At 61.3% G+C, this 26,993-nt stretch carries 18 protein-coding genes and 3 tRNA genes; 12 read left to right on the forward strand and 9 right to left on the reverse strand.

The genetic code is table 11. From position 1 onward, the window contains the following. Window positions 1-35 precede the first annotated feature (35 nt). The 5 genes from L6963_RS06205 to L6963_RS06225 all read left to right on the forward strand — a co-directional run bounded on the left by L6963_RS06205 (window position 36) and on the right by L6963_RS06225 (window position 8,620). Window positions 36-1,052: a malate dehydrogenase gene (locus L6963_RS06205; RefSeq protein ID WP_237207137.1), complete on the forward strand. Its 1,017-nt coding sequence runs from the start codon at window positions 36-38 to the stop codon at window positions 1,050-1,052. 283 nt (window positions 1,053-1,335) lie between these two features. Next, window positions 1,336-2,907 carry a cytochrome ubiquinol oxidase subunit I gene (locus tag L6963_RS06210; protein ID WP_237207136.1) on the forward strand — a complete coding sequence of 524 codons (1,572 nt, stop codon included), beginning with the start codon at window positions 1,336-1,338 and terminating at the stop codon, window positions 2,905-2,907. Between the two features lie 17 nt (window positions 2,908-2,924). Then, window positions 2,925-4,004 (forward strand): cytochrome d ubiquinol oxidase subunit II, encoded by a 1,080-nt coding sequence (gene cydB, locus L6963_RS06215; RefSeq protein WP_237207135.1) that lies wholly within the window; start codon window positions 2,925-2,927, stop codon window positions 4,002-4,004. A gap of 182 nt (window positions 4,005-4,186) precedes the next feature. Next, a complete protein-coding gene (gene cydC, locus L6963_RS06220; RefSeq protein ID WP_237207134.1) occupies window positions 4,187-7,888 on the forward strand; it encodes a thiol reductant ABC exporter subunit CydC in 3,702 nt (1,233 codons plus the stop codon). 234 nt (window positions 7,889-8,122) lie between these two features. Then, window positions 8,123-8,620, forward strand: coding sequence for a hypothetical protein (locus L6963_RS06225; protein WP_237207133.1), 498 nt, complete (start codon window positions 8,123-8,125; stop codon window positions 8,618-8,620). A gap of 158 nt (window positions 8,621-8,778) precedes the next feature. Here the strand turns inward: L6963_RS06225 and L6963_RS06230 are convergent, their stop codons facing one another. Both L6963_RS06230 and L6963_RS06235 read right to left on the reverse strand, forming a co-directional pair. Further along, entirely contained in the window at window positions 8,779-11,346 is a 2,568-nt protein-coding gene (locus L6963_RS06230; RefSeq protein ID WP_237207132.1) for a DNA gyrase/topoisomerase IV subunit A, read from the reverse strand. A gap of 81 nt (window positions 11,347-11,427) precedes the next feature. Continuing rightward, entirely contained in the window at window positions 11,428-12,093 is a 666-nt protein-coding gene (locus L6963_RS06235; RefSeq protein ID WP_237209161.1) for a hypothetical protein, read from the reverse strand. A gap of 390 nt (window positions 12,094-12,483) precedes the next feature. On the opposite strand from L6963_RS06235, the gene acnA reads away from it, so the two are divergent. Continuing rightward, window positions 12,484-15,168, forward strand: a complete 2,685-nt coding sequence (acnA, locus tag L6963_RS06240; protein ID WP_237207130.1) for an aconitate hydratase AcnA — start codon at window positions 12,484-12,486, stop codon at window positions 15,166-15,168. Between the two features lie 189 nt (window positions 15,169-15,357). Here acnA and L6963_RS06245 read toward each other — a convergent pair whose 3' ends face one another. Both L6963_RS06245 and L6963_RS06250 read right to left on the reverse strand, forming a co-directional pair. Next, a complete protein-coding gene (locus L6963_RS06245) occupies window positions 15,358-15,981 on the reverse strand; it encodes a mismatch-specific DNA-glycosylase (protein ID WP_237207129.1) in 624 nt (207 codons plus the stop codon). Window positions 15,982-16,060: 79 nt separating this feature from the next. After that, the gene (locus L6963_RS06250; protein ID WP_237207128.1) at window positions 16,061-17,593 is read right to left on the reverse strand and encodes an alanine/glycine:cation symporter family protein; all 1,533 of its coding nucleotides are present in this window, start codon (window positions 17,591-17,593) and stop codon (window positions 16,061-16,063) included. Between the two features lie 326 nt (window positions 17,594-17,919). On the opposite strand from L6963_RS06250, the gene dxs reads away from it, so the two are divergent. After that, window positions 17,920-19,896: a 1-deoxy-D-xylulose-5-phosphate synthase gene (dxs, locus tag L6963_RS06255; protein ID WP_237204820.1), complete on the forward strand. Its 1,977-nt coding sequence runs from the start codon at window positions 17,920-17,922 to the stop codon at window positions 19,894-19,896. A 242-nt stretch (window positions 19,897-20,138) separates the two neighbouring features. Here dxs and L6963_RS06260 read toward each other — a convergent pair whose 3' ends face one another. The 3 genes from L6963_RS06260 to msrB form a co-directional block, all read right to left on the reverse strand. Beyond that, window positions 20,139-20,636 carry a Rieske (2Fe-2S) protein gene (locus tag L6963_RS06260; RefSeq protein ID WP_237195618.1) on the reverse strand — a complete coding sequence of 166 codons (498 nt, stop codon included), beginning with the start codon at window positions 20,634-20,636 and terminating at the stop codon, window positions 20,139-20,141. Window positions 20,637-20,645: 9 nt separating this feature from the next. Continuing rightward, window positions 20,646-21,917 carry an HRDC domain-containing protein gene (locus tag L6963_RS06265; protein WP_237207127.1) on the reverse strand — a complete coding sequence of 424 codons (1,272 nt, stop codon included), beginning with the start codon at window positions 21,915-21,917 and terminating at the stop codon, window positions 20,646-20,648. Window positions 21,918-21,989: 72 nt separating this feature from the next. Beyond that, window positions 21,990-22,412 carry a peptide-methionine (R)-S-oxide reductase MsrB gene (gene msrB / locus L6963_RS06270; RefSeq protein WP_185173061.1) on the reverse strand — a complete coding sequence of 141 codons (423 nt, stop codon included), beginning with the start codon at window positions 22,410-22,412 and terminating at the stop codon, window positions 21,990-21,992. Window positions 22,413-22,495: 83 nt separating this feature from the next. Between msrB and L6963_RS06275 the strand changes: the two genes are divergently transcribed. Next, a complete protein-coding gene (locus L6963_RS06275; RefSeq protein ID WP_237207126.1) occupies window positions 22,496-23,824 on the forward strand; it encodes an alpha/beta hydrolase family protein in 1,329 nt (442 codons plus the stop codon). Here L6963_RS06275 and ybaK read toward each other — a convergent pair. Further along, the gene (gene ybaK / locus L6963_RS06280; protein WP_237207125.1) at window positions 23,762-24,256 is read right to left on the reverse strand and encodes a Cys-tRNA(Pro) deacylase; all 495 of its coding nucleotides are present in this window, start codon (window positions 24,254-24,256) and stop codon (window positions 23,762-23,764) included. The two genes, L6963_RS06275 and ybaK, sit on opposite strands and share 63 nt — an antisense overlap. Before the next feature lie 231 nt (window positions 24,257-24,487). On the opposite strand from ybaK, the gene zapE reads away from it, so the two are divergent. Next, window positions 24,488-25,549: a cell division protein ZapE gene (gene zapE / locus L6963_RS06285; protein ID WP_237207124.1), complete on the forward strand. Its 1,062-nt coding sequence runs from the start codon at window positions 24,488-24,490 to the stop codon at window positions 25,547-25,549. Between the two features lie 271 nt (window positions 25,550-25,820). Here the strand turns inward: zapE and L6963_RS06290 are convergent, their stop codons facing one another. Beyond that, complete coding sequence (locus L6963_RS06290; RefSeq protein ID WP_237207123.1) at window positions 25,821-26,390, reverse strand: GNAT family N-acetyltransferase; 570 nt, start codon at window positions 26,388-26,390, stop codon at window positions 25,821-25,823. 228 nt (window positions 26,391-26,618) lie between these two features. Here L6963_RS06290 and L6963_RS06295 point away from each other — a divergent pair. The 3 genes from L6963_RS06295 (at window position 26,619) to L6963_RS06305 (ending at window position 26,896) form a co-directional block, all read left to right on the forward strand. Then, window positions 26,619-26,691 (forward strand) — tRNA-Gly (locus L6963_RS06295). Window positions 26,692-26,715: 24 nt separating this feature from the next. Continuing rightward, window positions 26,716-26,787: transfer RNA gene (locus L6963_RS06300), tRNA-Val, on the forward strand. 33 nt (window positions 26,788-26,820) lie between these two features. Beyond that, a tRNA-Gly gene (locus tag L6963_RS06305) sits at window positions 26,821-26,896 on the forward strand. Window positions 26,897-26,993: the final 97 nt, after the last annotated feature.

Raw genomic sequence — 26,993 nt, forward strand, 5'->3', positions numbered from 1 at the left:
CGTGTTGTGGGCAGGGGAAGGGTAAAATGTTGTGCATGACACATGCAATGAAGCACCCTGTTACTGTCACCGTTACTGGCGCCGCTGGCCAGATTGGGTATGCCAGCCTCTTCCGCATCGCAGCAGGTGAAATGCTGGGCCCAGATACTCCCGTGCGCCTGCGCCTGCTCGAAATTCCTGCCGGTCTCAAGGCCGCTGAGGGCACCGCAATGGAGCTTGCCGACTGCGCCTTCCCCCTGCTTGAATCTGTCGATATCACCGATGACCCCTCCGTTGGCTTCGACGGCACCAATATCGCCCTACTCATTGGCTCCCGCCCCCGCACAAAGGGCATGGAGCGTGCCGACCTGCTCGAAGCTAACGGCAGTATTTTCTCGGTGCAGGGAAGGGCCATTAACGACCGGGCTGCTGACGATGTGAAAGTAGCTGTGGTGGGTAACCCGGCTAATACCAACGCCCTCATTGCCGCCTCCCATGCGCCGGACGTCCCCCTGGAACGCTTCACCGCCCTCACCCGCCTTGACCACCACCGGGCGGTTGCCCAGCTGGCTGCCGCCACCGGTGCTACCGTGCCCGAAATTGACGGCATCACCATCTGGGGTAACCACTCTGCCAGCCAGTACCCCGACCTCTTCCACGCCACCGTCGGCGGCCGCCCCGCTATCGACGCACTTGCCGACAATAACCTTGGCCAGACCTGGATCGAAGAAACCTTCATCCCCACCGTTGCCCAGCGTGGAGCCGAAATTATCGCGGTGCGCGGTGGGTCGTCCGTCGCCTCAGCTGCCCACGCCGCCCTAGCCCACGTGCGTGACTGGGTGCTGGGAACGGGGGAGCGGACCACCTCTATGGCGGTGCCCTCCGACGGCTCCTACGGGGTGCCCGAGGGGCTCATCAGCTCTTTCCCCGTCAAATGTTCATCAGGTGGATATGAGATTGTTCACGGTTTGCAGCACTCAGATTTTGCCAGCCAGCGCATCGCGGCCTCTGTGGCTGAGCTGGTTGAAGAGAAGGACGCCGTCGCCCAGCTTGGCCTGCTCGGGCCCCGCTAAGACGCCCGCCCCGGCGTGACTAGACAAAGTGTCACTAACTGGGTGCCCGGTGTAAAAAACCTGCTGAGACTCCCGCTGAACCCTCTAGGTCAGCGGGAGTCTTAGCGTTTAAGTGACCTTTAGTGAAGCGTCAAATCACCTGGTGAAGAGGTCAAAACTACCCTAAGGGTACGCTCATGCAAGCCCGCTATCCTAGAGCAAAACACACCCGCACCGTTGCGCCGGGCCCACGGCGGCATGCCAGCCCGCAGACGGTGCATCACTTTAACTCTCAAGGATGTCAATGGATCCCCTCGAACTAGCGCGGTGGCAATTCGGTATCACCACCGTCTACCACTTCATGATGGTTCCGCTGACCCTGGGCCTGGGTGCCGTTGTAGCTGGCTTCTACATCGCCTACGTGCGAACCAAGAAGCACGAATACAAGCGCATGACCAAGTTCTGGGGCAAGCTCTACCTCATCAACTTCATCATGGGCGTTGCAACCGGCCTTGTGCAGGAATTCCAGTTCGGTATGGCCTGGAGTGAATACTCCCGCTTTGTGGGCGACGTCTTCGGTGCCCCCCTGGCCATGGAAGGTCTGCTGGCCTTCTTCGTCGAGTCCACCTTCTTGGGCCTCTTCATCTTCGGCTGGGACAAACTTGCCCCCAAGGTGCACGCAGCCTGCCTGGTGATTGCTGTAGCGGCCTCCTGGCTCTCTGCCTACTTCATCATCGTGGCTAACTCCTGGATGCAGCACCCTGTTGGCGTTGAAATGATTGACGGCCGCCCGGTCATGACCGACGTCTTAGCTGTGCTGACCAACAACACCGCCCTGGTCGCCTACCCCCATGCTATCTTCGGTGCCCTGCAGGTTGCCGGTGGCTTCCTGGTCGGTATCGCCTGGTACAAGCTCTGGAAGCGCCGCCGCGACGGCATCGACACCATCGGGGAAGACGGCAAGGTTATCGTCGGCGAAACTACCGAAGGTGCCCGCGACAAGACCGACTTCAACGTCTGGTTCAAGTCCCTGCGCATCGGCGCTATCGTTGGCTTTGCAGCCTTCATTGGCACTGCCTTTACCGGCCACCACCAGGCCCAGCTCATGATTGAGCAGCAGCCCATGAAGATGGCAGCTGCCGAGGCAGCCTGCCACGACGGCACCGGCTTCTCTGTCCTTTCTCTCTCATCACCTGGTGCCCAGAACTGTGACGAGGTCCAGGCAGTGATTGAAATTCCCGGCCTGCTCTCCTTCCTGGCCTACAACAACTTCACCACCGACGTCCCCGGCATCACCACCCTGCTGCCCCAGTACGAAGAAACCTACGGCACCACCATCCCCGATAATCCCGAGCTCTACGGGGAACGCGCCGGTACCGAGGTCGAGTACCTGCCCCTGATGGAAGTGACCTACTACGGCTTCCGCGGCATGATCACCTTCGGCGGCATCAGTGCCCTCTCCTTCCTCTACGTTCTGTGGGTAACCCGCAAGAAGGGTGAAGGTACTGTACCCGAAGCCAAGTGGATTTCCTACCTGGCAATCGCGGGCATCCTGGCCCCCTTCGGTGCCAATGCCACCGGCTGGATCTTCACCGAAATGGGCCGTCAGCCCTTCGTGGTTGCCCCCAACCCCGATGGCAACCCCGCCATCATGATGTTTACCGCCGCAGCCGTCTCACCCGGTGTTTCGGGCTACGAGATTCTCTTCTCGCTCATCTCCCTGGGGCTGCTGTACGGCATCCTCATGGTTGTTGAGGTCTACCTGCTGGCTAAGTACGTCAAGGCAGGTGTCGCAGCGGCCATGCCCGAGCTGGTCGAAGACCCGCACGATAATGACGAGAAGAACGACCGCGACGTGCTCGCGTTCGCCTACTAAGAAAGGGGCTTACACACATGTTTGAGCTTTTTGCTGACCAGCCTCTTCTGCCGACTCTCTGGTTCGCCGTCATCGGCTTCTTCTGGGTGGGGTACATCATTCTGGACGGCTTCGACCTGGGCGTAGGTATGCTCATGAGCCGAATCTTCGCCAAGAACGAGAAGGAACGCCGCCTGCTGCTGAACACCATCGGCCCCGTCTGGGACGGTAACGAGGTGTGGGTTGTTACCGGCGGTGCCGCCACCTTCGCAGCCTTCCCGCTGTGGTACGCCTCCCTCTTCTCGGCTCTCTACATCCCGCTGACCCTGGCCCTGCTGGCCCTAATTTTCCGCGCTGTTGCTATCGAGTACCGCGGTAAGAAGGATTCAGAGCGCTGGATTGCCGGCTGGACCCTGGCTATCTCCCTGGGCTCCTTCTTCATCGCCTTCCTGGTCGGTGCCCTGCTGGCCTTGACCTCCACCGGCCTGCCCATCAACGCAAACGGTGACCGTGTGGGCGGTGCCTTCGCCTGGCTGACCCCCGCTGTCTTTATGGGCGGCCTAGCCATGGTCGGTGTTTCCCTGGTTATGGGTCTTGCCTTTATCGCGCTGAAGACCGACGGCGAGGTGCGCCACCGCGCCGGTGCCGCCCTGGTCAAGTTCTCACCCCTGCTGGTGCTCCCGGTTGTCGTCTGGGTCGTTTACATGCAGGTGACCACCGGTAACGGCATCTCCTATGCCCTGACCGTCCTTGCTGTATTGGCTCTTGCCGCTGCCTGGTTCTTCGCCAGCCGCAGGAGCGAAGGCAAAGCCTTCTCCGGCTTTGCGGTATTTGTGGGCTTCGGCGTCCTGGCCATCTTCCTGGCCCTGTACCCCAACGTCCTGCCCTCAACCCTCGATGAGGCCTACAACATCACCATCGCTAACGCATCAAGCTCCGAGTACACCCTGCGCGTGATGAGCTGGGTCGGTCTCTTCGGCATCCCGATTCTGCTCATCTACCAGAGCTGGACCTACTGGGTCTTCCGCAAGCGCCTGCGCGTTGAGAGCATCCCCGATGCCCACGACGCCACCGAGCTGGCCACCCGCGCCACTCGTGCAAGCGCCCACAACGCCTAGCAGCTAGCACAGGCGCAGTGACGAAAGGACGTCGGGAGCCGCTCCCGGCGTCCTTTCGCCTACCTTGAGGGGCAGTGTGCTGACACCCACTGCCCAGCTATCGACATCGGGGTCTACCCCACCCAGAAGTTCCCACTAGAATAGTGAACAAACTATTCGCGGCACCAAGGACACTATCGAGAATGACCGCTCCCACAACGAGCAAGCGGCCCCCGCTGGGGCCCCACGCCAAGAAAAACCTCACCGTTTTTGCCGTGCTCACCGCACTCAAAACCCTGGCGCTCATTGTCTTTGCCGCGGTGCTGGGCACCGCCATCACCCTGCTAGCCCGCATGACCTACGCGGTGCTCTACGAGGGCAAAACCTACGAGTCTGCCCATGCCGAGCAGCTTGCCGTCTTCGCCGGTAACGGCCAGGCCCAGCTCACCGGTATCTTCTTTGCCGCCCCCTTCATGCAGCCGGGCCTGCTGTCCTTGGCGGTCACCGGCGTCATTGCACTTTTGGTGCGCGCAGCCGCCGACTGGTCCCTGGGCTTCTACGCCCAGCAGGCAGCGGTGGGTGCCAAAACCACCATCCGCCGCAAACTCATCCGCCGCGTCCTGGCTACAGGCGGTATCGATACCCCCGACGGCACCGGTGCCACCGCCGTCCTGCTTTCCCGAGGCCTCAACGCCCTGGATGACTACTACACCAAGACTCTTACCGCCTTTGTCTCCACGGCCGTAGTGCCCACCCTGCTGCTCATCTTCATCGCCTTCTACGACTGGGTCTCAGCCCTGGTCATCATCTGCACCCTGCCACTGATCCCCCTCTTCATGGTGCTCATCGGCCGAACCACAGCAGAAGACACCGCCCGCGCCCAGCGCGACCTGCTGCGTCTTTCTGACCACATCGTCGAACTGGTCAAGGGCCTGCCCGTGCTGGTGGGCCTGGGGCGCTCGCGGGCCCAGTCCAAGGCGCTGGGTGATCTAGGAGAGCGCTACCGCAAGGCCACCATGTACACCCTGCGGTCGGCCTTCCTTTCATCGCTGGCCCTGGAACTGATTACCACCATCTCGGTAGCCCTGGTGGCGGTGCTGATTGGCCTGCGCCTGGTGGAGGGGAACCTGGGGCTCGACGTCGCCCTCTTCGCCCTGCTGCTGGCCCCCGAGTGCTACCAGCCCCTGCGCGATGTGGGCACCGCCTACCATCAGTCTGAGGACGGCGTGGCAGCCCTCCGCCGCGCCGAGGCTATCATTGACCAGCCCATTCCCCACGCCACCGTCGCTCCCGGCGGCGACCGCATCTCGGTGCGCCAGCTCTCTGTCGCCTACCCGGGCCGCGACCGCACCCTCACCGGCGTGAGCTTCACCCTGCGCCACGGAACCACCACCGCAATCACCGGGCCTTCCGGCTGCGGTAAAACCACCCTGCTCTCGGTACTGGGCGGAGCCCTGCGCAACGATCTGGTGCCCACCGGAACCACCGAACCGGTACACGTCTCTGGTCTGGTGTCCGGTACCGGATCCACCGTCTGGATCAGCCAGTCGCCCACCTTCATTGCCCCCACCGCCCTGGCAGAGGTCGCCCTCTACGCCACCGTAACCCGCGGCGAAGGTGCCCTCGAAGGCATCAACTACGCCTCAACCCTGCTCGATGATTCCGTCGCTTTCACCGCTGAGGACCGCGATTACTTCACCTCCTTCCTGCACTCCGTAGGGTTGGCTGACCTCGCCGACCTGCCGCCGGAAGCCCTTTCAGCCGGCCAGATGCGCCGTCTTGCTATTGCCCGCGCCCTGGCTCGCGTTGCCACCCTGCAAGCCCAGGAAGAACGCGTCACCGTACTGATTGACGAACCCACCGCCCATCTTGACCCGGTTTCAGCGGCCAAGGTGAACGTCGCCCTAGCTGCCCTGCAGGAGACCGGCGCAACCCTGATTATCGTCACCCACGACACCGCCCTGGCTGCCGCCACCAACAACCTGCTCCAGGCGACTTCAAAGCCCCACGGCGTTACCTGGGAGCTCACCGCCCAGAACACCGACGGGCTGGGTGGTTACGCTCTTGCAACCCTGGCGGACGCCGTCGCCACCGGCGAGCTCGAAGACTCGGCCCCCGTGCAGGCTGCTGCAAGCTCAACCGAACAGGCGGCAGAGCCGGCCGCGGCGGGCGTCCTGAAAACCCTGCGCCACCTGGGGGAGCTCACCGGCATTCGCAAGCGCGATATGGCCCTGCCTATCCTGCTGTCGGTACTCACCGTGGTCTTTGCTGTCAGCCTTACCGCGCTTTCTGGCTGGCTCATTGTGCGCGCCGCTGAGCAGCCCGCGATGATGTACCTGCTGGTAGCCGTTACCGGTGTCCGCTTCTTTGGCCTGGGCAGGGCGACCTCCCGCTACGCCGAGCGCCTGCGCACCCACAACCTGGTGCTGGGGGCGGCTAACACCCTGCGCGTGCGCGCCTGGGATGCTGCTGGCCGTACCGTCCTGTCGGTGCGCTCCCTGCTGCGAGGGGATAAGATCCTTGACCGACTGGTCGGCGACATCGACGAGCTGCGCGACGCTATCCCGCGCGTCATCTTGCCGGTTGCCGCCCACCTGATCGTGATGCTGCTGGTGCTGGGCGTGACGGCCTGGGCTACCCCGCAGGCCCTGCTACCGGTCGTCATCGCTATTCTTATCTCTACCTTCGTGATTCCGGCAGTGGTGCTGCGTGCGGACGAGCGCGCAGACGCCGTTGCCCGCCGGGAAACCTCAGCCATGCTCCGCCTGGGCGTCTCGGCCCTGGACGCTGCCACCGACCTGCACAATAACGGCCTTGACCAGACCGTTGCCCTGGCTGTCTCCCGCCAGGACGGCTATGCCCAGGCCTCCCGCCTCAAGAGCTCCCGCGCTATCGGCGTGGGTCAGGGCCTGATGGTCGTTACCTGGTGGGGTGCGGCTCTGGCTGTGATTGCCAGCGTCTGGCCTGCCGTTGAAGCTGGGGAGGTTACCGCGCCGACCGCAGCTATCGTTATCTTGATGATGACCGGCCTGTTTGAGACCACCGCAGCCCACCTGGACGCCGTTCGCGGCTGGCCCGCCTTCGCAGCCCTGGTTGCCCGCACCCGCGCTAACTTTGAAACGGTGGACGCCGCCGCTGCGGTTGAGGGGCAGGACGCCGGTCAGGGAGAGATTCGAGATATTCTCGGGGACCCCGGTATTGGTGCTAAGAATCGTGCCGCTCATAAGTCCATCACCCTGGAACTTGATTCGCTGGCCACCCGCTGGCCTGATATGGATGACCCGGTCTTTAGTGGACTGTCGGCATCTGTCTCTTCAGGCCAATGGTTGGGTATTACCGGCCCCTCGGGTTCCGGTAAGACAACCGCCCTTGCAACTCTGTTGGGCTTCTTGCCTGTTGAGCAGGGTCAGATTCGGGTGAACGGTCGTGCCTTCGATGCCCAGTCCCTGCGAGGGTATGCGGCCTGGTGCCCCCAGTCGGCCTATATCTTTGAATCCACCATTGCTAACAACCTGGCGATTGCCCGGTCGGCGGACGAGCGCCCCACCGATGAAGAGATGTACGAGGTGCTTGACCGGGTAGGGCTGGGCGATTTTGTGCGGTCCCTGCCTGCTGGCCTGCAGACCCTGGTGGGGGCTGGTGGTTCTTATGTGTCGGGAGGCCAGCGTCAGCGCATCGCTATTGCCCGCACCCTGCTGGTGGATTCGCCCCTGCTGCTCATGGATGAGCCGACCGCCCACCTCGATGCCCCCGCTGCGGTGGCTCTGATTAATGAGGTTGCCCGCGGTACTAAGCGCGCCCCCGGCCAGAAGCTTAAGGGCAAGACCAAGCTGCCTGCGGTCGTCCTGGTCTCCCACCGTGCCGAAGATATCGCCGCCTGCGATACCGTGGTGAAGCTTCGATAGTAGCTAGAAAACCCCTCCCAAGGTTCTTGCAAAAGGACGCTGTGGGAGGGGTTTTCTCTATCTAAGGGTGGGCTGCTGCTAGCTAGGGTCGCTGGCCTATGTCTAGGAATAAGACGGGAGTGTGTGGAGTCAAGGGACTCTTGTTGGCTGTCTGGAAATTTACTATGGGGGGGGTAAAGTGTGTTCTAGATAATAATTTTCTAGAGCCTGAGTGGCAGATAGTGAGTGAATCCCATGCCTACTCTTCAAGAGCACAGCTACCTTGCGCCCCTGACTAAGAAGTTCAAGCTGTTTCTTTGCGGGGTCATAGTTTTTGTGCTGCTGAGTGTTGCACTGCCCATCATGATTTTTGGCCCCGTTGATAAGGACGGCACCAGCCAGGGGCTTCTCGTTTCAGCGCTTGTGGGAGCTTCCGCAGCGCTGGTTATTATTCCGATGATCTTTAGCAGCACCCGCATTGACCTGCTCGATACTTCTCTCAAAATCACCACCATGAAGTTCTTCTCGAAAGAGCTACCCTACAGCGAGATTGAGAAGGCAGAAGTGGGTCCAGAAACCGGTCTGGCACAGGGGGCCGGTCTCAGAATTATGGGCGGAGGTAACACTGGCTACCTCACCGGCGGCCCTTCCGTTACCTTTACCCTGGCCAACGGTAGGCGGGTGACGGCGTCCGCTACCAACCCCGAGCAGGTGGTTGCTGAGGTGAACTCCCGGCTGCGTTCAGCAGTGTAGCGGAAGAAAGTAGCGGGCGCGCCCGTAACTGACTGCAGGGGAGGGAGTGTTGGTGTGCCTGCTGGCTCGGGGCTGGCGTGAATTGGGCGAGCGCCCCAGCGCGAGCCCAAGAGGGTCGGCAGGCACACCAACATTCCCTTTCCCGCTATCCAGGTTTATTAGAAGAGAGCATCCTCTTCAACCTGAACTTCAGGCTGGTCGGCGGGTTCTTCTGACACCGCTGATACAGGTGCAGGGGAGGTTAGTGCCTGGTAGTTGGGGCCGATTGCGTCGATGCTCTGGGCTAGGAGCACGCCGGATCCGTCGCGGGGGCCGAATTCGGTGGGTAGGGTGCGGGCAACACCGGCTGCTGAGACTGCCTTAGCGGGGCCGACGCCCACCCAGGCTAGAGCCAGAGCGGTTTCGCCCTTGAGGAAGCGGTGGGCTCGCATGCCGCCGGTTGCGCGGCCCTTTTGGGGGAACTCGGTGAGTTCGGTGACTTTGGCGGTGGCTCCGTCTTCGCCGCCGTCGGTGATGGTGACGACTTGGGCGTCCGCGCCGGGAGCGGTGACGCCGAAGGCGATGAGTTTGTCGTCGTCGGCTACCTTAATGCCGGCCATGCCGCCGCCGGTGCGTCCTTGGGGGCGGACCTTGGAAGCATCAAAGGTCAGAAGCTTAGCCTGCTCGGTAATAAAGGTGAGTACCGCGTCGTTAGAATCGCAGACAGCTACGCCCACTATGGCGTCTTTGGGCTTGAGCTTCATGATCTCAAACTCGGTGGCGTTGAGCGGGTAGTCGGGGTTGACTCGTTTGACGACGCCGCGTTCGGTGGCCAGGGCCAGGATGGCGTTGAGCGGTGCTAGGCCGACGAGTTTTTCGCCGCGGGCTAGGGTGATGGCGTCTGCAGCTTTGACGCCGCTGGTGGGCTGGGGGGTGCCGCCGGTCTCTTCGAGGACGGGTAGGTCAATGACGGGCACACGAATCAGGCGGCCGCTTGAAGTTACCGCACCGATTTCACCGCGGGCGCTGGTGGGCACGATGGAGAGGTAGGCGTCGTGTTTGATGCGTTTGCCCGGGTCGAGCAGGGTGGGGCGTTGGCCCTTGACGCCGCTGGTGCGCCCCAGTTGGCCCGAGGTGGAGAGCAAGACCCAGCAGGGGTCGTCCGCGATTTCGAGGGAGAGGCCGGCTTCTTTTTTGGCCTTGGAGGCGGACGCCGACAGGGCGGCCACGGCGTCGGCCAGCTCGTCCTTGGTGACGATTTTGGTGCGGCGGTCGGTGCCGTATTCGTCGGCGACCTGCTGTAGTTCTTCGGAGACCAGGGCGCGGAGTTTTACGTCGGAGCCGAGGATTTCTTCGAGGGAGGTGATTTCTGCTAAGAGTTCGTCGCGTTCGGCTTCAAGCTCGATGCGGGAGTACTTGGTGAGCTGGCGCAGGCGCAGTTCGAGAATGTGGTTGGCCTGTACCTCGCTCAGGTCGTAAATCTGCATGAGGCGCTCACGGGCCTGGGCGGTTTCGTCGGAGGAGCGGATAATCTGGATCACCTCGTCGATATCGACGATGGCTACCAGCAGGCCCTCGACCAGGTGCAGGCGGTCGCGGCGCTTGCCCAGGCGGTGGTTGGTGCGGCGGCGCACGACGTCCAGGCGGTGGTTGACGTAGACGTGCAGCAAATCGAGCAGGCCCAGTGTCTGGGGCTGGCCGTCTACCAGGGCGACGTTATTGATACCGAAGGAATCTTCCAGCGGGGTGTGCTTGTAGAGGGCCGCCAGCACGGCCTTAGGGTTGAAGCCGTTCTTGATTTCAATGACCATGCGCAGGCCGTTTTTGCGGTCGGTCAGATCAACGACGTCAGAAATGCCCTGGAGCTTCTTGGAATTGACGCCGTCCTTGATTTTTTCGATGACCTTTTCGGGCCCAACCAGGTAGGGCAGTTCTGTGACCACAATGCCCTGCTTGCGGGCGGTGACCTGTTTGATGGACACCTTGGCGCGAGTCTTGAAGATACCGCGGCCCTTTTCGTAGGCGTCCTTAATGCCGGAGGTGCCCACGATGGTGCCGCCAGAGGGCAGGTCGGGGCCGGGCACGAACTTCATGATGTCCTTGAGGGTTGCATCGGGGTAATCGAGCAGGTGGCGGGCTGCGGCAATGACCTCGCGCAGGTTGTGGGGGGCCATGTTGGTGGCCATGCCGACGGCGATGCCGGCTGAGCCGTTGACCAAAAGATTGGGGTAGGCAGCGGGCAGGACGGCCGGCTGCATGAACTGGTTATCGTAGTTGGGTACGAAGTCCACGACGTCTTCGTCCAGATTGGCGGTCATGGCCAGGGCTGCCGGGGCCATGCGAACCTCGGTGTAGCGGGAGGCTGCCGGGCCGTCGTCCAGGGAGCCAAAGTTACCGTGACCATCGACCACGGGCAGGCGCATGGAGAAGGGCTGGGCCAGGCGCACCATAGCGTCGTAGATGGCGACGTCACCGTGGGGGTGCAGCTTACCCATCACTTCGCCGATCACGCGGGCGCTTTTGACGTGGCCCTTGTCGGGGCGCAGGCCCATCTGCTGCATCATGTAGAGGATGCGGCGCTGCACGGGCTTGAGGCCGTCGCGGGCATCGGGTAGGGCGCGGGAGTAGATGACCGAGTAGGAGTATTCCAGGAAGCTGGTTTCCATTTCGCTGGTCACGTCGATATCGACGATATTTTCGACGACGTCGGTGGGGTAGTCATCGTGCGCGGTGGTGCGGCGAGCCATCGAGACCTCTTCCTGGGAATTCGAACATAGGTTCGTTTATTCTACCGCGAAAGGGGACCGCTAGCAGGTTGGATGCTGGTGCTAGCGGGTACGGGCAGGTACAAAGAGCCCGTAGATGCCCAGCGCGCCGAGCACGAGGGTAGCTACCCCAAACGGAACAGCTGTGGGGGAGTGCTCACCGCCGGTCGTTATGAATGTATCTGCCAGCCCCACGCCCATGTGCCAGCCCCACCCCAGAAAGAGAAGGAAGCAAGCGATAGCTACAGCAAGAGAACAGAAACCGATAGCGCGTTTGGTGCTGTAGGATGCCATGCCCCGCAACCACTCGTGCACGTTCGGCAGAGCAGCTAAAAGAAGCGCGACGAAAAAGCCCCACACAACCACGACAAGGAGGCTAAACTGGTTGGTCTCCTTCAGCAGGCTGTAAATCTCGCTGAGAGTGTAACCCGGGGCTGCAGCCAGCGGGTTCCACCAAAAGGCATGCAGGCCGTAGTAGATAGCTAGCAGCAACCCGAGCACACAAAAGGTAAGAGGCAGGCGGACGCCCGGGGTCGGCTTTCCCTGCAACGTGTTGGTTTTTGGTTCGGCGGCGGACGAACCGCGAAAAATCTCGGTGATACCAACGCCCAGCAAGGCGGCGGCGCCTGCGAGGAAGGAAAGCCCTGCCGCCCAGTTGATGAGGGAAGCGAACTGAATTGAAGCTGGGTGGGGGAGAGCTATCGCTCCTGAGGTAGCCAGCGCAAACACCGCAGCGCTACCGATAAGGAGCCAGCGAAAGACTGCATTGAGTGTGTTTGCTACGGGCCTAGGCTGTGCCCGATGCAAGCGATCAGGAGAAACCGTCATGCTCCTATTCTGGCACGAGAACGCAATATATTAACGGCACATTTTCCTTGCCAAAGCCGAAAAATCGCGCCCGAGGTGGGGCGCGCGTCCGCTCCCTGAAAGATGCAGACGAAACATTTGCTTACGAACCGTCTTCAAAATATGTGAACAACGTGATACGCGGTACACTAAAAAGCAGTGGCCTCGTGCCCACCGGCTCAACAGCGAGCATCACACACCCGTCGCGCAGACGCGACGGTGCCCACAGGCGCACGAGCCAATCGCAAGACAGTGTCGAGAGGAGTCCCACATATGAGCACTGTGGATAGCTTCGGTTCAAAGGGCGTACTTTCCGTCAACGGAACCGACTATGAAATTTTCCGTCTAAAGGCAGTAGAAGGCTCACAGAAGCTGCCTTACTCCCTGAAGGTTCTACTCGAAAACCTTCTGCGCACCGAAGACGGTGCCAACATCACCGAAGGCCACATCAAGGCACTCGCCAACTGGGATCCCTCAGCGGAACCCGACACCGAAATCCAGTTCACCCCCGCCCGCGTCATCATGCAGGACTTCACCGGCGTACCCTGTGTCGTTGACCTTGCCACCATGCGCGAGGCCGTGAAGGAACTGGGCGGCGACCCCTCCAAGATCAACCCCCTGGCACCTGCCGAACTGGTCATCGACCACTCCGTGCAGATTGATACCTTCGGCACCGCCGACGCTATCACCCGCAACATGGACATCGAATACCAGCGCAACGGCGAACGCTACAAGTTCCTGCGCTGGGGCCAGACCGCCTTCGACGACTTCAAGGTCGTTCCCCCGGGCATGGGCATCGTGCACCAGGTCAACATCGAATACCTGGCCCGCACCATCATGGCCCGCGAAGTCGGCGGCGTACTGCGCGCCTACCCCGACACCGTCGTAGGTACCGACTCCCACACCACCATGGTCAACGGCCTGGGCGTGCTCGGCTGGGGCGTTGGCGGCATCGAAGCTGAAGCAGCAATGCTCGGCCAGCCCGTCTCCATGCTGATTCCCCGCGTCGTCGGCTTCAAGCTCACCGGATCTATCCCCTCCGGCGCCACCGCAACCGACGTCGTCCTTACCATCACCGAAATGCTGCGCGAACACGGCGTCGTCGGCAAGTTCGTTGAATTCTACGGCGAAGGCGTAGGCCAGGTGCCCCTGGCAAACCGTGCAACCATCGGTAACATGAGCCCCGAATTCGGCTCCACCGCCGCCATGTTCCCCATCGACGAAAAGACCCTCGAGTACCTGCGCCTGACCGGCCGCAGCGAAGAGCAGGTCGCCCTGGTCGAGGCCTACACCAAGGAACAGGGCCTCTGGCACGACCCCTCCGTCGACGTCGAATACTCCGAGTACCTGGAACTGGACCTCTCCACCGTGGTCCCCTCCATCGCAGGCCCCAAGCGTCCCCAGGACCGCATCCTGCTCTCAGAGTCCAAGAGCCAGTTCGAATCAGACATCAAGAACTACGCCAAGGACGGCGAAACCGACAAGTCAGCCCAGGTCTCCATGGCAGACGGTCGCGAGTTCGAGCTCAAGAACGGTGCAGTGTCAATCGCCTCGATTACCTCCTGCACCAACACCTCAAACCCCTCGGTCATGATGGCAGCAGGCGTGCTCGCCCGCAACGCCGCAGCCAAGGGCCTGACCGCCAAGCCCTGGGTCAAGACCTCCATCGCCCCCGGCTCAAAGGTCGTCACCGACTACTACGAGAAGGCAGGCCTGTTGCCTGACCTCGAGAAGCTCGGCTTCTACGTCGTCGGTTACGGTTGCGCCACCTGTATCGGTAACTCCGGCCCCCTGGAGCCCGAAATCTCAGAGGCTATCCAGAGCGAAGACCTCTCCGTCACCGCGGTTCTCTCGGGTAACCGTAACTTCGAAGGCCGTATCTCACCGGACGTCAAGATGAACTACCTAGCCTCACCGCCGCTGGTCATCGCCTACGCCCTGGCCGGTACCATGGACTTCGACTTCGAGAAGGACGCCCTGGGCACCGACGCCGACGGCAACGAGGTCTACCTCAAGGACATCTGGCCCGACCCCGAAGAAGTACAGAAGATTATCGACGAATCAGTCGATACCGACATGTACACCAAGGAATACGGCACCATCTTCGACGGTGACGAGCGCTGGCAGGCTCTGGAGACCCCCACCGGTTCCACCTTCGAGTGGGACGACAAGTCCACCTACGTGCGCAAGCCCCCGTACTTCGAGGGCATGACCATGGAAACCACCCCCGTCGAGGACATCAAGGGCGCCCGCGTGCTGCTCAAGCTGGGCGACTCGGTCACCACCGACCACATCTCACCGGCCGGTTCCTTCAAGTCAGACACCCCCGCAGGTAAGTACCTGATTGAAAACGGTGTTGAGCGCAAGGACTTCAACTCCTACGGCTCCCGCCGCGGTAACCACGAAGTTATGATTCGCGGTACCTTCGCCAACATCCGCATCAAGAACCAGCTTCTGGACGGCGTTGAAGGCGGCTTCACCCGCGACTTCACCAAGGACGGCGAACAGTCCACCGTCTACGACGCATCCATGAACTACCAGGCTGCCGGCATCCCGCTGGTTGTTCTGGGCGGTAAGGAATACGGTACCGGTTCATCCCGTGACTGGGCTGCTAAGGGCACCACCCTGCTGGGCGTCAAGGCAGTGATCGCTGAATCCTTCGAGCGTATCCACCGTTCAAACCTGATCGGTATGGGCGTTGTACCCCTGCAGTTCCCCGCCGGTGAATCTCACGAATCACTTGGCCTGACCGGTACCGAAACTTTCGATATCACCGGCCTGACCGAACTGAACGAGGGCACCACCCCCAAGACCCTCAAGGTCACCGCCACCGCTGAAGACGGCAAGGTCACCGAGTTCGACGCTGTAGTTCGCATCGACACCCCCGGTGAAGCCGACTACTACCGCAACGGCGGCATCCTGCAGTACGTTCTGCGTAACCTGGTCCGCGGCTCCTAAGTTATAGCCGCTCACAGGTAATAAAGTCTGTGGCCCCCACTTTCGAGTGGGGGCCACAGACCTTTTTGTTTGTTTTCTATGGAGTTTGGGACCAGATAACTGTTCGAAGTATCGGTAGGCATTGAGGATTTGGGGAGGAATCTGGTCCCTTATGTGTGGTGGCGGGGACTGGGGTAGGGACGGGCGTGGCTAGGTGAGCGGTTGCGTGGAGTCCCAGACCTGCCGCCACTTATCCGCTAGGGAATCAATATTTTCGTGGGCGTTCAAACCGCTAGGCTGAGGCACGACCCAGAGCTGGCTCGCCGGGTTCCACCCCTCAATCTGGGAGGTGTCTTGTCGCCCCAGCTGAGCCTTCCTATCGCCGAAGGCTGTCCGATAGGCTGTAATGCCGGCAATGGCTACAGTCTGGGGGCTATAGGTGTGGGTGAGCTCAATCAGCCGGGGGAGAGCGTCCTTCATCTCCTGGACTGTGAGCTCGTCAGCCCGTGCCGTTGCCCGGTCAACCAGATTGGTGATACCAATTCCCAGGTGGGCTAGCTGTTCCTCTACCTCGTCGCTCAGGCCGCGTGAGGCGTCCACCCTAGGAGTGACGATTCCGGCGCGATCCAGCGAAGGCCAGAAACGGTTGCCAGGAAAGGCAAAGGGGGCGTTAACGGCGGACGTCCACAGCCCAGGGTTGATGCCAACAATGAGCATGCGCAGGGGAGTACCAGCTACGGGCAATCTGTCATCTAGGGTTCCGTTGACAAAGTTTTGGAGTTGCTCCCGAGTGGGGCGCTGGTCGCCCAGCGGGGAGGGATGAAGAGTGCTCATGACCCCACCCTACACGCAGAAGCGCCCCGCACAATCCTTGACTGTGCGGGGCGCCTGAGTAGCTAAAGCCTAGTTTGTCTTACTTGGCGTCCTGAACCGGGATAGCACCGGTCTTCACATCGTAGTAGGTCTCCCAGAAATCAGCGTTCTTGATGCCGAGAGGTCGGGGGTCGAACATGGGGTCAAGGCCCTGCTTCTTCTGCTGCTCGTAGTCCTTGAGCACCTGTAGAGCGGGCTTCTGAATGACCAGAATACCCACGATGTTCAGCCAGGCCATCAGACCTACGCCGATATCGCCAAGGGCCCAGGCGGCACCTGCGGTGCTGACGCAGCCAATAACGGTTGCGGTCAGAATCAGCAGCTGCAGCAAACGCAACAGGGCGTTGCCCAGGGTCTTGTTCTGCAGGTTACGGGTCAGGTAACGCAGGTTGGTTTCTGCCATGTAGTAGTAGGCCACGATGGTGGTGAAGGCGAAGAAACCCAGTGAAACTGCGATGAAGATCGGGCCAGCACCGGGGATCAGCGTATCGAAGGCGGACTGTGCAAATGCCGGACCAACGGTAGCGCCTTCGGCCAGGTTGCCCGAGCCCTCAGCCAGGACCGGGGTATCGGCTGAGCCGCCCTCGTAGACGCGGTACATGCCGGTTGAAAGGATCAGGAAGGCAGTAGCGGAGCAGACGAAGAGGGTGTCGATGTAGACTGCCATTGCCTGTACGAAGCCCTGGGCAGCGGGGTGCTTGACCTCAGCGGCGGCAGCAGCGTGGGGGCCGGTGCCCTGGCCAGCTTCGTTGGAGTAGATACCGCGCTTGACGCCCCATTCAACGGCGGTGCCGATGATGGCGCCGAAGGTGGCGTGCAGACCAAATGCTGATGAGAAGATCAGGTTGATAACGTCACCCAGCATGTTGATGTTGATGAAGGCTACGATTATGGCCAGCACGATGTAGATGATAGCCATGAAGGGAACCACAACAGAGGCGAAGGTTGCAATACGCTTGACGCCACCAACGACAATGAAGGCCAGCAGGATGGTGATACCGGTGGCAGTCATCCAGGGGTGAACCTCGGGGAAGGCTCCCTGCATGGAGGTAGCAATACCGTTAGCCTGAACGCCCGGCAGGAAGAAACCGCAGGCAAGGACGGTGGCAAAAGCAAAGATGGAGGCGTAGACCTTGAAGAGCCCGGAGTACTTGGTGTGGCGGTAGGCCTTTTCAAAGTAGTAGGCAGGGCCACCGCGGTACTCGCCGGTGACCTTATCGCGTTCCTTATAAATCTGGCCCAGGGTGGACTCGATGAAGGAGGTTGATGAGCCCAGGAAGGCTACGGTCCACATCCAGAAGACGGCGCCGGGTCCGCCGAAGGCTATGGCGGTGGCAACGCCGGCGATGTTACCGGTGCCTACGCGGCCAGCGAGTGACATGGCAAGGGCCTGGAAGGACGAGACGCCGTCCTTAGATGACTCGCCCTTGAAGGTCGCGCGAATCATGGTGGGAATCTGACGGATCTGGAGCAGGCGGGTGCGGATGGTGAAGTACACGCCAACAGCCAGGCAAAGATATACCAGCACGGGTGACCAGATAATACTGTTCGCCCAGTCGATTGCTGCGGTCATAGAAGAAATCCATTCGTGCGGGGCTAGTGAGGGAACTAGCCTGGTAATGATTCAGTCTCACTGTGACCTATATTTGTGTGCCAGTGCACAGTGTGAGCTGTTGAACACTGATACTAGCGGCTCGTATATACATTTGAAAAGTGCCACGCGTGATGAAACCTAACTGAAACACAAGCGCTACACTGCTTCCCACACTGTGAATCGCTAAACCAGCACTGAGCGGGTAAAGTTACTTAATTGCAACACACTAGACTTTTGACCGGTGACCGCCGCCCACAGCTACAAGGACGTTGGGGTGCAGCTAGCCGGTGAACGGGGGAGTAATCGTGGGACTACTAGAAACTATTGGTGAGCCGAGCGACCTGAACGCTCTGAGCTCCGAGCAGCTCACCGAGCTTGCCCAAGAGATTCGTGAGTTCCTCGTTAACAATGTCTCGCGAACCGGCGGGCACCTGGGCCCCAACCTGGGCGTTGTTGAACTGACCCTGGGCATTCACCGGGTCTTCAATTCCCCCCACGATTCCATCGTCTTTGATACCGGCCACCAGTCCTACGTTCATAAGCTGGTGACCGGCCGCCAGAATTTTGAAACCCTGCGCCAGAAGGGCGGCATTGCAGGCTACCCTGAGCGCGCAGAATCTGACCACGACATCGTTGAGTCCTCGCACGCGTCCTCGTCTCTTTCCTGGGCAGACGGCATCTCCCGCGCCTACCAGCTCACCGGGCAGGGCGACCGCTACACCGTAGCCGTCATCGGCGACGGTGCGCTTACCGGCGGTATGGCCTGGGAAGCGGTCAACAACATCGCAGCGGATAAAAACCGCAAGGTCGTCATCGTTGTCAACGACAACGGCCGCTCCTACGCCCCTACCGTCGGCGGCTTTGCCAACCAGCTGGCTGCCCTGCAGCACGAACTGCAGAACCGTCTCGATAAGGTGCGCCTGGATTCCCGTTACGAGCGCACCCTGGCCGCTGCCCGCACAAAGCTCCAAAAGGGCGGCTCGGTAGGCCAGATGATTTACCGCGGCCTGCACGGCATGAAGGCCGGTATCAAGGACGTCATGGTACCCGGCGGTATCTTCGAAGACCTCGGCATGAAGTACGTGGGCCCCATCGACGGGCACGACCTCGAAGCCGTAGAAACCGCCCTGGAATCCGCTAAAAACTTTGGCGGGCCCGTCATCGTGCACGCCATCACCGAAAAGGGCCACGGCTACGCGCCGGCCGTCAGCGACAAGGACGATATGTTCCACGCCGTCGGCGTCATCGACCCCGATACCGGCGAGGCCCTGGCGAAGTCGTCCGGAAAATCCTGGACCAGCGTCTTTGCCCAAGAAATCAAAGACATCGCCGATGAACGCGACGACATCGTCGGTGTCACCGGTGCTATGCTCATTCCTGTTGGCCTCAAGCCTATGGCTGCCGCCCACCCCGACCGCGTCATCGACGTGGGTATCGCCGAACAGCACGCTATCGCTATGAGCGCGGGCCTGGCCTACGGCGGCCAGCACCCCGTGATCGCCCTCTACGCGACCTTCCTCAACCGCGGCTTCGACCAGCTGCTCATGGACGTTGCCCTGCACAAGGCCGGCGTAACCATCGTGCTGGACCGATCCGGCGTCACCGGCCCCGACGGGGCCTCCCACCACGGCATGTGGGACCTTGCCCTGCTGCAGTTCATCCCCGGCCTGCACTTAGCTGCCCCCCGCGACGCTGTAACCTTGCGCGAAGAACTCCGCGAAGCCGTCGCCATCGAGGACGCCCCCACCGTGGTGCGCTACCCCAAGGGCTCAGTGGGCGCCGACATCCCCGCACTTGAGCGCCTGGCAGACGGCACGGACGTCCTCGCCCGCCACGGCGAACCCAACCCCGAAAGCGGCCAGCGCGACGTGCTCCTCATCGGAGTCGGTGCCTTTGCCCGTCTCGCCCTCGACACCGCAGACCTACTCGCCGAGCAGGGCGTGAGCGTAACCGTTATCGACCCCCGCTGGGTCATGCCCGTACCCGCCAGCGTAGTAACCCTCGCCGGCGAACACCGCATCGTCGTCTCCATGGAGGACGGCGTGCGGGCAGGCGGCGTAGGCTCCCGCATCCGCCAAGAAATGCGAGCAGCCGGGATCGACACCGCCCTCAATGAACTCGGCCTGCCCGCCGAATTCATCAAGCACGCCGAACGCGGCGAAATCCTCGAAGAAGTCGGGCTTACCCCCCAGAAAATTAGTGCCGATATTCTCGCGCAGCTCGCCGGGAACATGGTGCCCTTCGCCCGCACCGAAGGGGAGAAGCCGAAGCACACTAGCTAATTACTCGTGAACTATGTCGGGGTTTGCTTAAAAGGGAGGGGCGCAGGCTCACAGCAAAGCTGTTGGCTCGGATGAAGTGAGCGGGTGCGAGCGCGCGAGCACATAAGAGCGAACGGAATCCGCCGTTGGGCGGGGCGTGAGGGTCAGGCTTGCGCCTATTGCGCCCGCAGATTTATTTCCTCGCGCGCTCGGAATCTGCTGGGCTCCATCGAGCGTGAGCCTGCGAACCCCAACCTTTTAGCTTAGGAAACCCAGATCCTGCCGTCCTTGACCTCCACCGTGAACTCGGGCAGGGCGGTTTCTGCTGGGCCGCCTTGGACCGAGCCGTCCTCCAGTGAGAATACTGAGGCGTGGCAGGGGCAGGTCATGGTCTTTTCTTTCTGTGCGTTCAGCTGGCAGCCCTGGTGGGTGCACACCGATGAGAACGCGTGGAAGGTGCCCTCGGTCGGCTGGGTGATCATCACGGTCACCCCGTCGTTGTTGGCCTGAATGACGCCGCCTACGGGGACGTCCGCAACCGCGGCCATGTCGGTGGCCTGTGCCGGGCGGCCGTCGTTGGCGGTCAGGCTCTCAGACTCGTCAGAAGAACCGCAGGCAGTTAGCAGCGCGGCACCGGCGCCCAGACCCGCAGTGCCCGCTACCGCCTGGCGGCGGGTGAGCCCGCGCCCACCGGTCTCGACCTGCTCAGCGGGGGCGGGAGCGTCCTTGTTTTCCTTCTGACAACCACAGGTGGTGCACATAATAAAACCTTACTTTTTGGGTGAGTGTCTGACCCGAGCAAAAATATCAGCCAGGTCAGGGGCTATAAGTTCAATCTGCCACTGGCGTGCCCCAAGTTCAAGCAGGGCTACCCTAAGTTCCTCAACGGACGACCCGGCAGGCGGGTCCCAGCACAGGCGGCGCAGCACATCGGGGGCAAGGACGTTCTCCTGCGGCATGTTCAGGCGCTCGCCCACAGCGAGCACCGCAGGTTTTGCCTCAGCAATGAGCAGGGCGGACTCGGGGCGCTTGACCTCCCACGCCTTCAGCGGCGGGGGACCGGACGCCGGGGTCGTGAAGGGGACGGGCTCCGCCTCCTTCTTCGCGTCCGCCAGGGCCTTCAGCCAGCGCGGAGCCTCCCGCTTAAGAGCGCGGGTTTGAAAGCCGGGAATCTGCAAAATAGCCGGGACGGTGCGCGGCATGAGCCGGGCAGCAGTAATCAAGGACGCATCGGGCAGCAGGCGCTTGGGGGCAACGTCCTTCTTCTGCGCCAGGTGCTCACGCTCGTACCAGAGGTTGCGCAGGGCGGTGAGCTGTCGGCGGGTCTTCAAATCGCGAATGCCCTTGGTCTTGCGCCAGGGGTCGGGCTTCTCTTCACGCTCAGGGTGCTCGCACACGTAGCGGAACTCCTCAAGCGCGTAGGCCAGCTTGCCCTGGGCTCGCAGCTCATCTTCCACCGCATCGCGCAGGTCGAGCAGAATGTCAACGTCGAGGGCAGCGTAGTTGAGCCAGGCTGCGGGAAGTGGGCGGTGGGACCAGTCCACGGCAGAGTGCTCCTTGGCCAGCTTGTAGCCCAACAGGTTCTCTACCATGTACCCCAGCCCCACGCGCTCAAACCCGGCCAGGCGTCCGCCCAGCTCGGTATCAAAGAGGGCATCGGGGTACATGCCGATCTCCGCCAAACACGGCAAATCCTGGGTTGCGGCATGCAAGACCCACTCAGCCCCGGCCAGGGCATCGTTAATCAGGGTGAGGTCGTCAAAACTCTCGGGGTCAATCAGAATCACCCCGGAATTACCGCGCTTGAACTGCACCAAAAAAGCTCGCTGACCATAGCGAATGCCAGAAGCTCGCTCGGTATCAACAGCAACCGGGCCGCTCTCGGCCGCCAAAATATCGGCAACGCGGTGCAGGCCGCGTTCGGTGTTAATGACGCTCGGCGTGCCTCCCTCAGGCTCGTCGAGATACACCACCTCGGGGATACTAATCCCCTCAGGTAAATCAAACTGAGAACCTGTTCCCCCTACAGGTTGCGCCACCATAAAACTCCCTCCCGGTGGAAAACTACCTCCCTATTATGCCAGCTTTACCCCGCTGGCCGGGGCTAGTGCGCCCTAACCTTCGACCGGCTTCTCGTGCAGCGTCAGGCTAATTGAGTTGATGCAGTAGCGCAGGTCGGTGGGGGTATCGTAGCCCTCACCCTCAAATACGTGGCCCAGGTGGGAGTCGCAGGCGGCACAGCGCACCTCAACGCGCACCATACCTAAAGAGCGGTCCTCGATGTAGCGCACCCGGTCAGCAGCGAGCGGCTCAAAGAAAGAGGGCCAGCCGCAGTGGCTCTCAAACTTCTCGGTCGACCGGAACAGTTCTGTGCCACAGGCCCTACAGGCGTAGACGCCCTCGGTGGTGGTGTCCCAATACTCACCGGTAAAAGCCCGCTCCGTGCCGCCTTGGCGCAGCACCGCGTACTCATCGGGGTTCAGAACTTCCTTCCAGTTCTTGGCAATGGCACCAAGGCCGGGCAGAGAATCACTCATGGCTTGCTCGCTTTCATCACGGCTGTATCTGTGCACCAGTATAAGCAGGCGCAGGGGGCTCTTATTCCCGTAAACTGGACATTATGGCTACTGAGCACGCACACCCCACACCCGCCCGCACCCTCACCCTAGCTACCGTAGCGGGGGTTGCCGGGGCCGCCGGAGCGACCCTGGCCTGCGCCGCTGCCCTGGGCACCGCAGGAATCGCCACCCACTTCGCCCGCAAAATTGTGGTTCCCCCCAAGGCGCCGGTTGAGGACGTCCGCGTGCACTCCCTGGGCTACAGCAGCGCCGACATCGCCGAGGGCCAGCAGCCTACCAGCATCCGTATAGACGCCACCGAGCGCACCCTGGCCCCGGGGCACTACGGATTCTACTTCTCGGGCGGGGCGGGCTTTGCCCTGCTGGGGGAGCTGACCTCCTACCTGCCGGGGGATAGGACCGTGGTACGGAGCATCGAAAAAATTTACCGGGGCACGATGGCAGATATAAAGCGCGGACGCCTGACCGGAGTCGTTGCCACCGACCCCGCTATGGCTGGCTATCGGGCTGAAGATATTGAGCTGTCCCTGCCGGTAGGCCCCGCCCCTGCCTGGGTCGTACACCCCAGGGCGGCGCTGGGCGAGCAAACAACGGAAGGCCAAGTAACTGGCGAACCCGGTACCCCTGAACCGAGCGACACCTGGGCCATCATGGTGCACGGCATGGGCGCAACCCGCGCCGAAACCCTGCGCGCCCTCGACGCCACCCAGGCCCTGGGTCTCACCAGCCTGCACATGAGCTACCGCAACGACCGCGAAGCACCCGCCAGCGAAGACGGCCGCTACGGTCTGGGCTTCACCGAATGGCGGGACGTCGAAGTCGCTATCGACTATGCCCTGGCCCACGGCGCTCGCAGCGTGGTGCTCTTTGGGTGGTCTATGGGCGGGTCAATCTGCATGCAGACCGCCGACCTGGCCCGTAACCGCCGGGCTATTCAAGCCCTGGTGCTGGACGGCCCTGCCCTGGACTGGCTTGAGCTCATCCAGTACCACACGCACCTGAACAAGATCCCGCTACGCATCGGTCAGCTGGGTGTACAGATGATCACCCATCCCGCTCTCAGCACCCTCACCGGGCTGAAAGAACCCATCAGCCTGCAACAGATTTCCTGGCCTCACCGGGCAGGCGACATTACCGTGCCTACCCTGATCATGCACTCGGTCGATGACACTTACGTGCCCTACCAGCCCTCGCAGACCCTGTCGGAACTATCTCCTCTGGTGGACTTTGTGCCCTTCGAAAAGGCCCCTCACACCAGGGAATGGAACGTAGACCCGCAGCTCTGGTTCGACACCGTCACCGGCTGGCTAAGCAGCCGCAATATCGGCGTAAGCCCCCTGCGTCAGCGCAACCAGGTCGTCGGCAGCTAGCTCCACATCCAGGCCGCGGCGCCCACCCGACACCAAAATCGTGTCAAAAAGCTGGGCGGTTTCGTCCACCAGGGTAGGGTGAGCAGTCTTCTGTCCCAGGGGAGAAATACCGCCCACCACATACCCGGTGCGCTTCTCCGCCACATCGGGGGCAGCCATCTTCGCAGACTTCCAACCCAGCGCAGCCGCAGCGGCCTTCACATTCAGCTTGCCACCCACCGGCACCACACAGACCGCAAAATCCTTCTCGTGGGTAATCATTAGAGTCTTAAAAACCTGCTCGGGGGAGCGGCCCAGCTTTTCGGCAGCCTCCAGACCAAAGTTGGTTTCACCCTCCACATGCTCGTACTCGCGCACCTCAAAGGCGGTACCCGTCTGCTGCAAGAGCGCCAGGGCCGCGGTAGCTGCCCCCTTTTTCTTTGCCTTAGCCATATGTAGTTATCCTTTCCCTCAGCTCTTTAGTCTGCACCTACCAGCCTAAAACGAGAAGCCGCCCACCGGCGTCCGCCCAGAGCCTGACCATCACATCTGTGAACAAGCCAACCGGCTTAGAGTCAGGTTCGCCCTAAGACCCCCGCAACATTGGGCAACCTGAGACCCAGCTACTAGACTGTGGGTGTACGAATCACCAGCGCACCGTCGCGCCCAAGGGAAAGACCACACGTGGCAACCTACACCCACCTCACCGACCGCACCCCCCACGTATCAGCCGATGAACTCCTCTCAGGGTTCAGACCCTCAGAACGCTTCGGTGAAGTGTCTTTCAACACCTACCGCCCCGACCCCGCCCAGCCCTCCCAGCAAGCGGCAGTCGACGCCCTGCGCGCCTTCGGCGAAACCATCAACCGCGGCGGATCAACCAGCGGGGGTGGCTTCTTCGGCAAACTCTTCGGTGGCGGCAAAAAGAAGGACGACACCAAGGCCGGCCTCTATCTCGACGGCGGCTTCGGCGTGGGTAAAACCCACCTGCTCGCCTCCCTCTGGCACATGGTCGAAGGGCCCAAAGCCTTCGGCACCTTCGTCGAATACACCAACCTGGTCGGCGCCCTGACCTTCCGCAAAACCGTCGAAGCTCTCTCTAACTACAAGCTGGTCTGCATCGACGAATTTGAACTCGACGACCCCGGCGACACCGTACTCATGTCCCGCCTCATGCGCGAACTCGCCGAAGCAGGCGTCAAACTCGTCGCCACCTCCAACACCCTGCCCGGCGCCCTCGGCGAAGGACGCTTCGCCGCAGCCGACTTCAAACGCGAAATACAGGTACTCGCCGACCAGTTCGACGTGCTGCGTGTCGACGGCGAAGACTTCCGCCACCGCGGCCTACCCGCCGCCCCCGCACCTGTCGCAGATGCTGATTTCGACTCCCTGGTCGATAGTCGTTTCGACGGGCTCGGCACCGTCGCCATCGACGACTTCGAAGCCCTCATCGACCACCTCTCCCGCGTGCACCCCTCCCGCTACCGCCAATTCATCGACGGCCTCGACGCCATCGCCTGGCGCAACGTCACCACCATCACCCAACAAGCAGTCGCCCTGCGCTTCGTCGTCCTCGCCGACCGCCTCTACGACAAAGACCTCCCCATCATCGCCTCCGGCGTACCCTTCGACCGGGTCTTCACCGAAGAAATGATGACCGGTGGATACCAGAAAAAGTACTTCCGTGCGGTTTCACGCCTCACAGCCCTGGCGCGTGAAGGTATGTTGGACGATAAGGCGGCGTGAAACCACTCCGTTCGCTCTAGCGGTGGCTCAGATCAGGCTTATTACGGATTCATTAAGGCTTCGCAGGCTCAGCCAATTCGCTCCGTTTTCTATTTCGCTTCGCGGAAAACGGGAGCTCATCCCGCTCACTCCGTCTCGCCTCACAGCCCTGGCGCGTGAAGGTATGTTGGACGATAAGGCATAAGATAAGGCCTAAAACAAGGACGCCGGGGCGCACTCACCTGCTACAGGCAGGCGGGCGCGCACCGGCGTCCTTATTTCCCGCAGAGCCTTAGCCGGGGAAACCCAGCTCAGCCCAGCGGTCGCGCGTCAGCTCAGCGGCGCGCATATCAAGCAGGGGAGTGGAGCCGTCCTCAAGCGGGCGGCCCGGCTGACTTTCCACCAAAGTACGGAAATCGGTAAACCCAACCCTGCGAGCCACCCGCTCAGAGGCATCATTATCAGCAAGCGCCTTCCAACTCACCCGATCAAGGCCAAGCCCCTGGGGGTCCAGGGCAAAGCCCACCACCATACCCAGGGCCTCGGTCAGAAAGCCCTGACCGCGACTCCCCGGCGCCAACCAGTAGCCAACCTCAGCCGAAGAACCCGTGACGTTAAACAGACTCACCACACCGGCGAAAACCCCGCTCGCATCAATACCCCACACCAGCTCATGCCCGCTCTCGCTCGCCTGATGGGTGTAGGCAACAAAATCACGGGCAGTCTCTTCCGTATAGTTCAGGGGTACGGATAGACAAAAACGAATAATATCCGGGTCCTGGCAAGCCTGAGCCATCGCTGCTGCGTCAGTCTCGCGCAAGGGGCGCAGGGTAAAACGTTCGGTGAGAAGCTGGGGGTGCATGAAAACTCCACGATGAATAGAAGTGTTTTTTACAGTGTACGTGCCCAAAGATGTGGTGCAGGGCATAGAAGAAAAATTTTGAGCTGGGTGGAGCTGTAGCGGTAAAAACCGCGAAAACACGCGGTAAAAAAGGGTTTGCGTGAAGGTGTATTCCGATTTGGCAGGAGCTAGAAAAGAGTGTAAAGTATTTACTCGTTGGTTCGGTTCCCTAAAGAACTGAAACACAATGCGGTTGTAGCTCAGTTGGTAGAGCACCACCTTGCCAAGGTGGATGTCGCGAGTTCAAGTCTCGTCAACCGCTCGCAACACTCCTTGCGAGTGTAATGCGCGATTGGCGCAGCGGTAGCGCACTTCCTTGACATGGAAGGGGTCACTGGTTCGATCCCAGTATCGCGCACTGGATGAAAATCCATTGCAAATAATTGCATATGCGGTTGTAGCTCAGTTGGTAGAGCACCACCTTGCCAAGGTGGATGTCGCGAGTTCAAGTCTCGTCAACCGCTCCACGTAAGCCCCGGCTCAATGAGTCGGGGCTTTTGTTTTATGTCGTGTGCGCGTGGCGCACGATTTGAGGTTTTTCTGCCGAGCGTGCACCAAATCGCC

The organism is Rothia nasimurium (assembly GCF_928392795.1).
In the GTDB taxonomy this organism is placed as follows: Bacteria; Actinomycetota; Actinomycetes; order Actinomycetales; family Micrococcaceae; genus Rothia; species Rothia nasimurium_F.

Excerpts from the sequence above, each read along its gene's own strand:
- L6963_RS06205 (WP_237207137.1), top strand. The coding sequence starts at position 36 with ATGACACATGCAATGAAGCACCCTGTTACTGTCACCGTTACTGGCGCC.
- L6963_RS06210 (WP_237207136.1), top strand. The coding sequence starts at position 1,336 with ATGGATCCCCTCGAACTAGCGCGGTGGCAATTCGGTATCACCACCGTC.
- cydB (WP_237207135.1), top strand. The coding sequence starts at position 2,925 with ATGTTTGAGCTTTTTGCTGACCAGCCTCTTCTGCCGACTCTCTGGTTC.
- cydC (WP_237207134.1), top strand. The coding sequence starts at position 4,187 with ATGACCGCTCCCACAACGAGCAAGCGGCCCCCGCTGGGGCCCCACGCC.
- L6963_RS06225 (WP_237207133.1), top strand. The coding sequence starts at position 8,123 with ATGCCTACTCTTCAAGAGCACAGCTACCTTGCGCCCCTGACTAAGAAG.
- L6963_RS06230 (WP_237207132.1), bottom strand. The coding sequence starts at position 11,346 with ATGGCTCGCCGCACCACCGCGCACGATGACTACCCCACCGACGTCGTC.
- acnA (WP_237207130.1), top strand. The coding sequence starts at position 12,484 with ATGAGCACTGTGGATAGCTTCGGTTCAAAGGGCGTACTTTCCGTCAAC.
- L6963_RS06245 (WP_237207129.1), bottom strand. The coding sequence starts at position 15,981 with ATGAGCACTCTTCATCCCTCCCCGCTGGGCGACCAGCGCCCCACTCGG.
- L6963_RS06250 (WP_237207128.1), bottom strand. The coding sequence starts at position 17,593 with ATGACCGCAGCAATCGACTGGGCGAACAGTATTATCTGGTCACCCGTG.
- L6963_RS06260 (WP_237195618.1), bottom strand. The coding sequence starts at position 20,636 with ATGTGCACCACCTGTGGTTGTCAGAAGGAAAACAAGGACGCTCCCGCC.
- L6963_RS06265 (WP_237207127.1), bottom strand. The coding sequence starts at position 21,917 with ATGGTGGCGCAACCTGTAGGGGGAACAGGTTCTCAGTTTGATTTACCT.
- msrB (WP_185173061.1), bottom strand. The coding sequence starts at position 22,412 with ATGAGTGATTCTCTGCCCGGCCTTGGTGCCATTGCCAAGAACTGGAAG.
- L6963_RS06275 (WP_237207126.1), top strand. The coding sequence starts at position 22,496 with ATGGCTACTGAGCACGCACACCCCACACCCGCCCGCACCCTCACCCTA.
- ybaK (WP_237207125.1), bottom strand. The coding sequence starts at position 24,256 with ATGGCTAAGGCAAAGAAAAAGGGGGCAGCTACCGCGGCCCTGGCGCTC.
- L6963_RS06290 (WP_237207123.1), bottom strand. The coding sequence starts at position 26,390 with ATGCACCCCCAGCTTCTCACCGAACGTTTTACCCTGCGCCCCTTGCGC.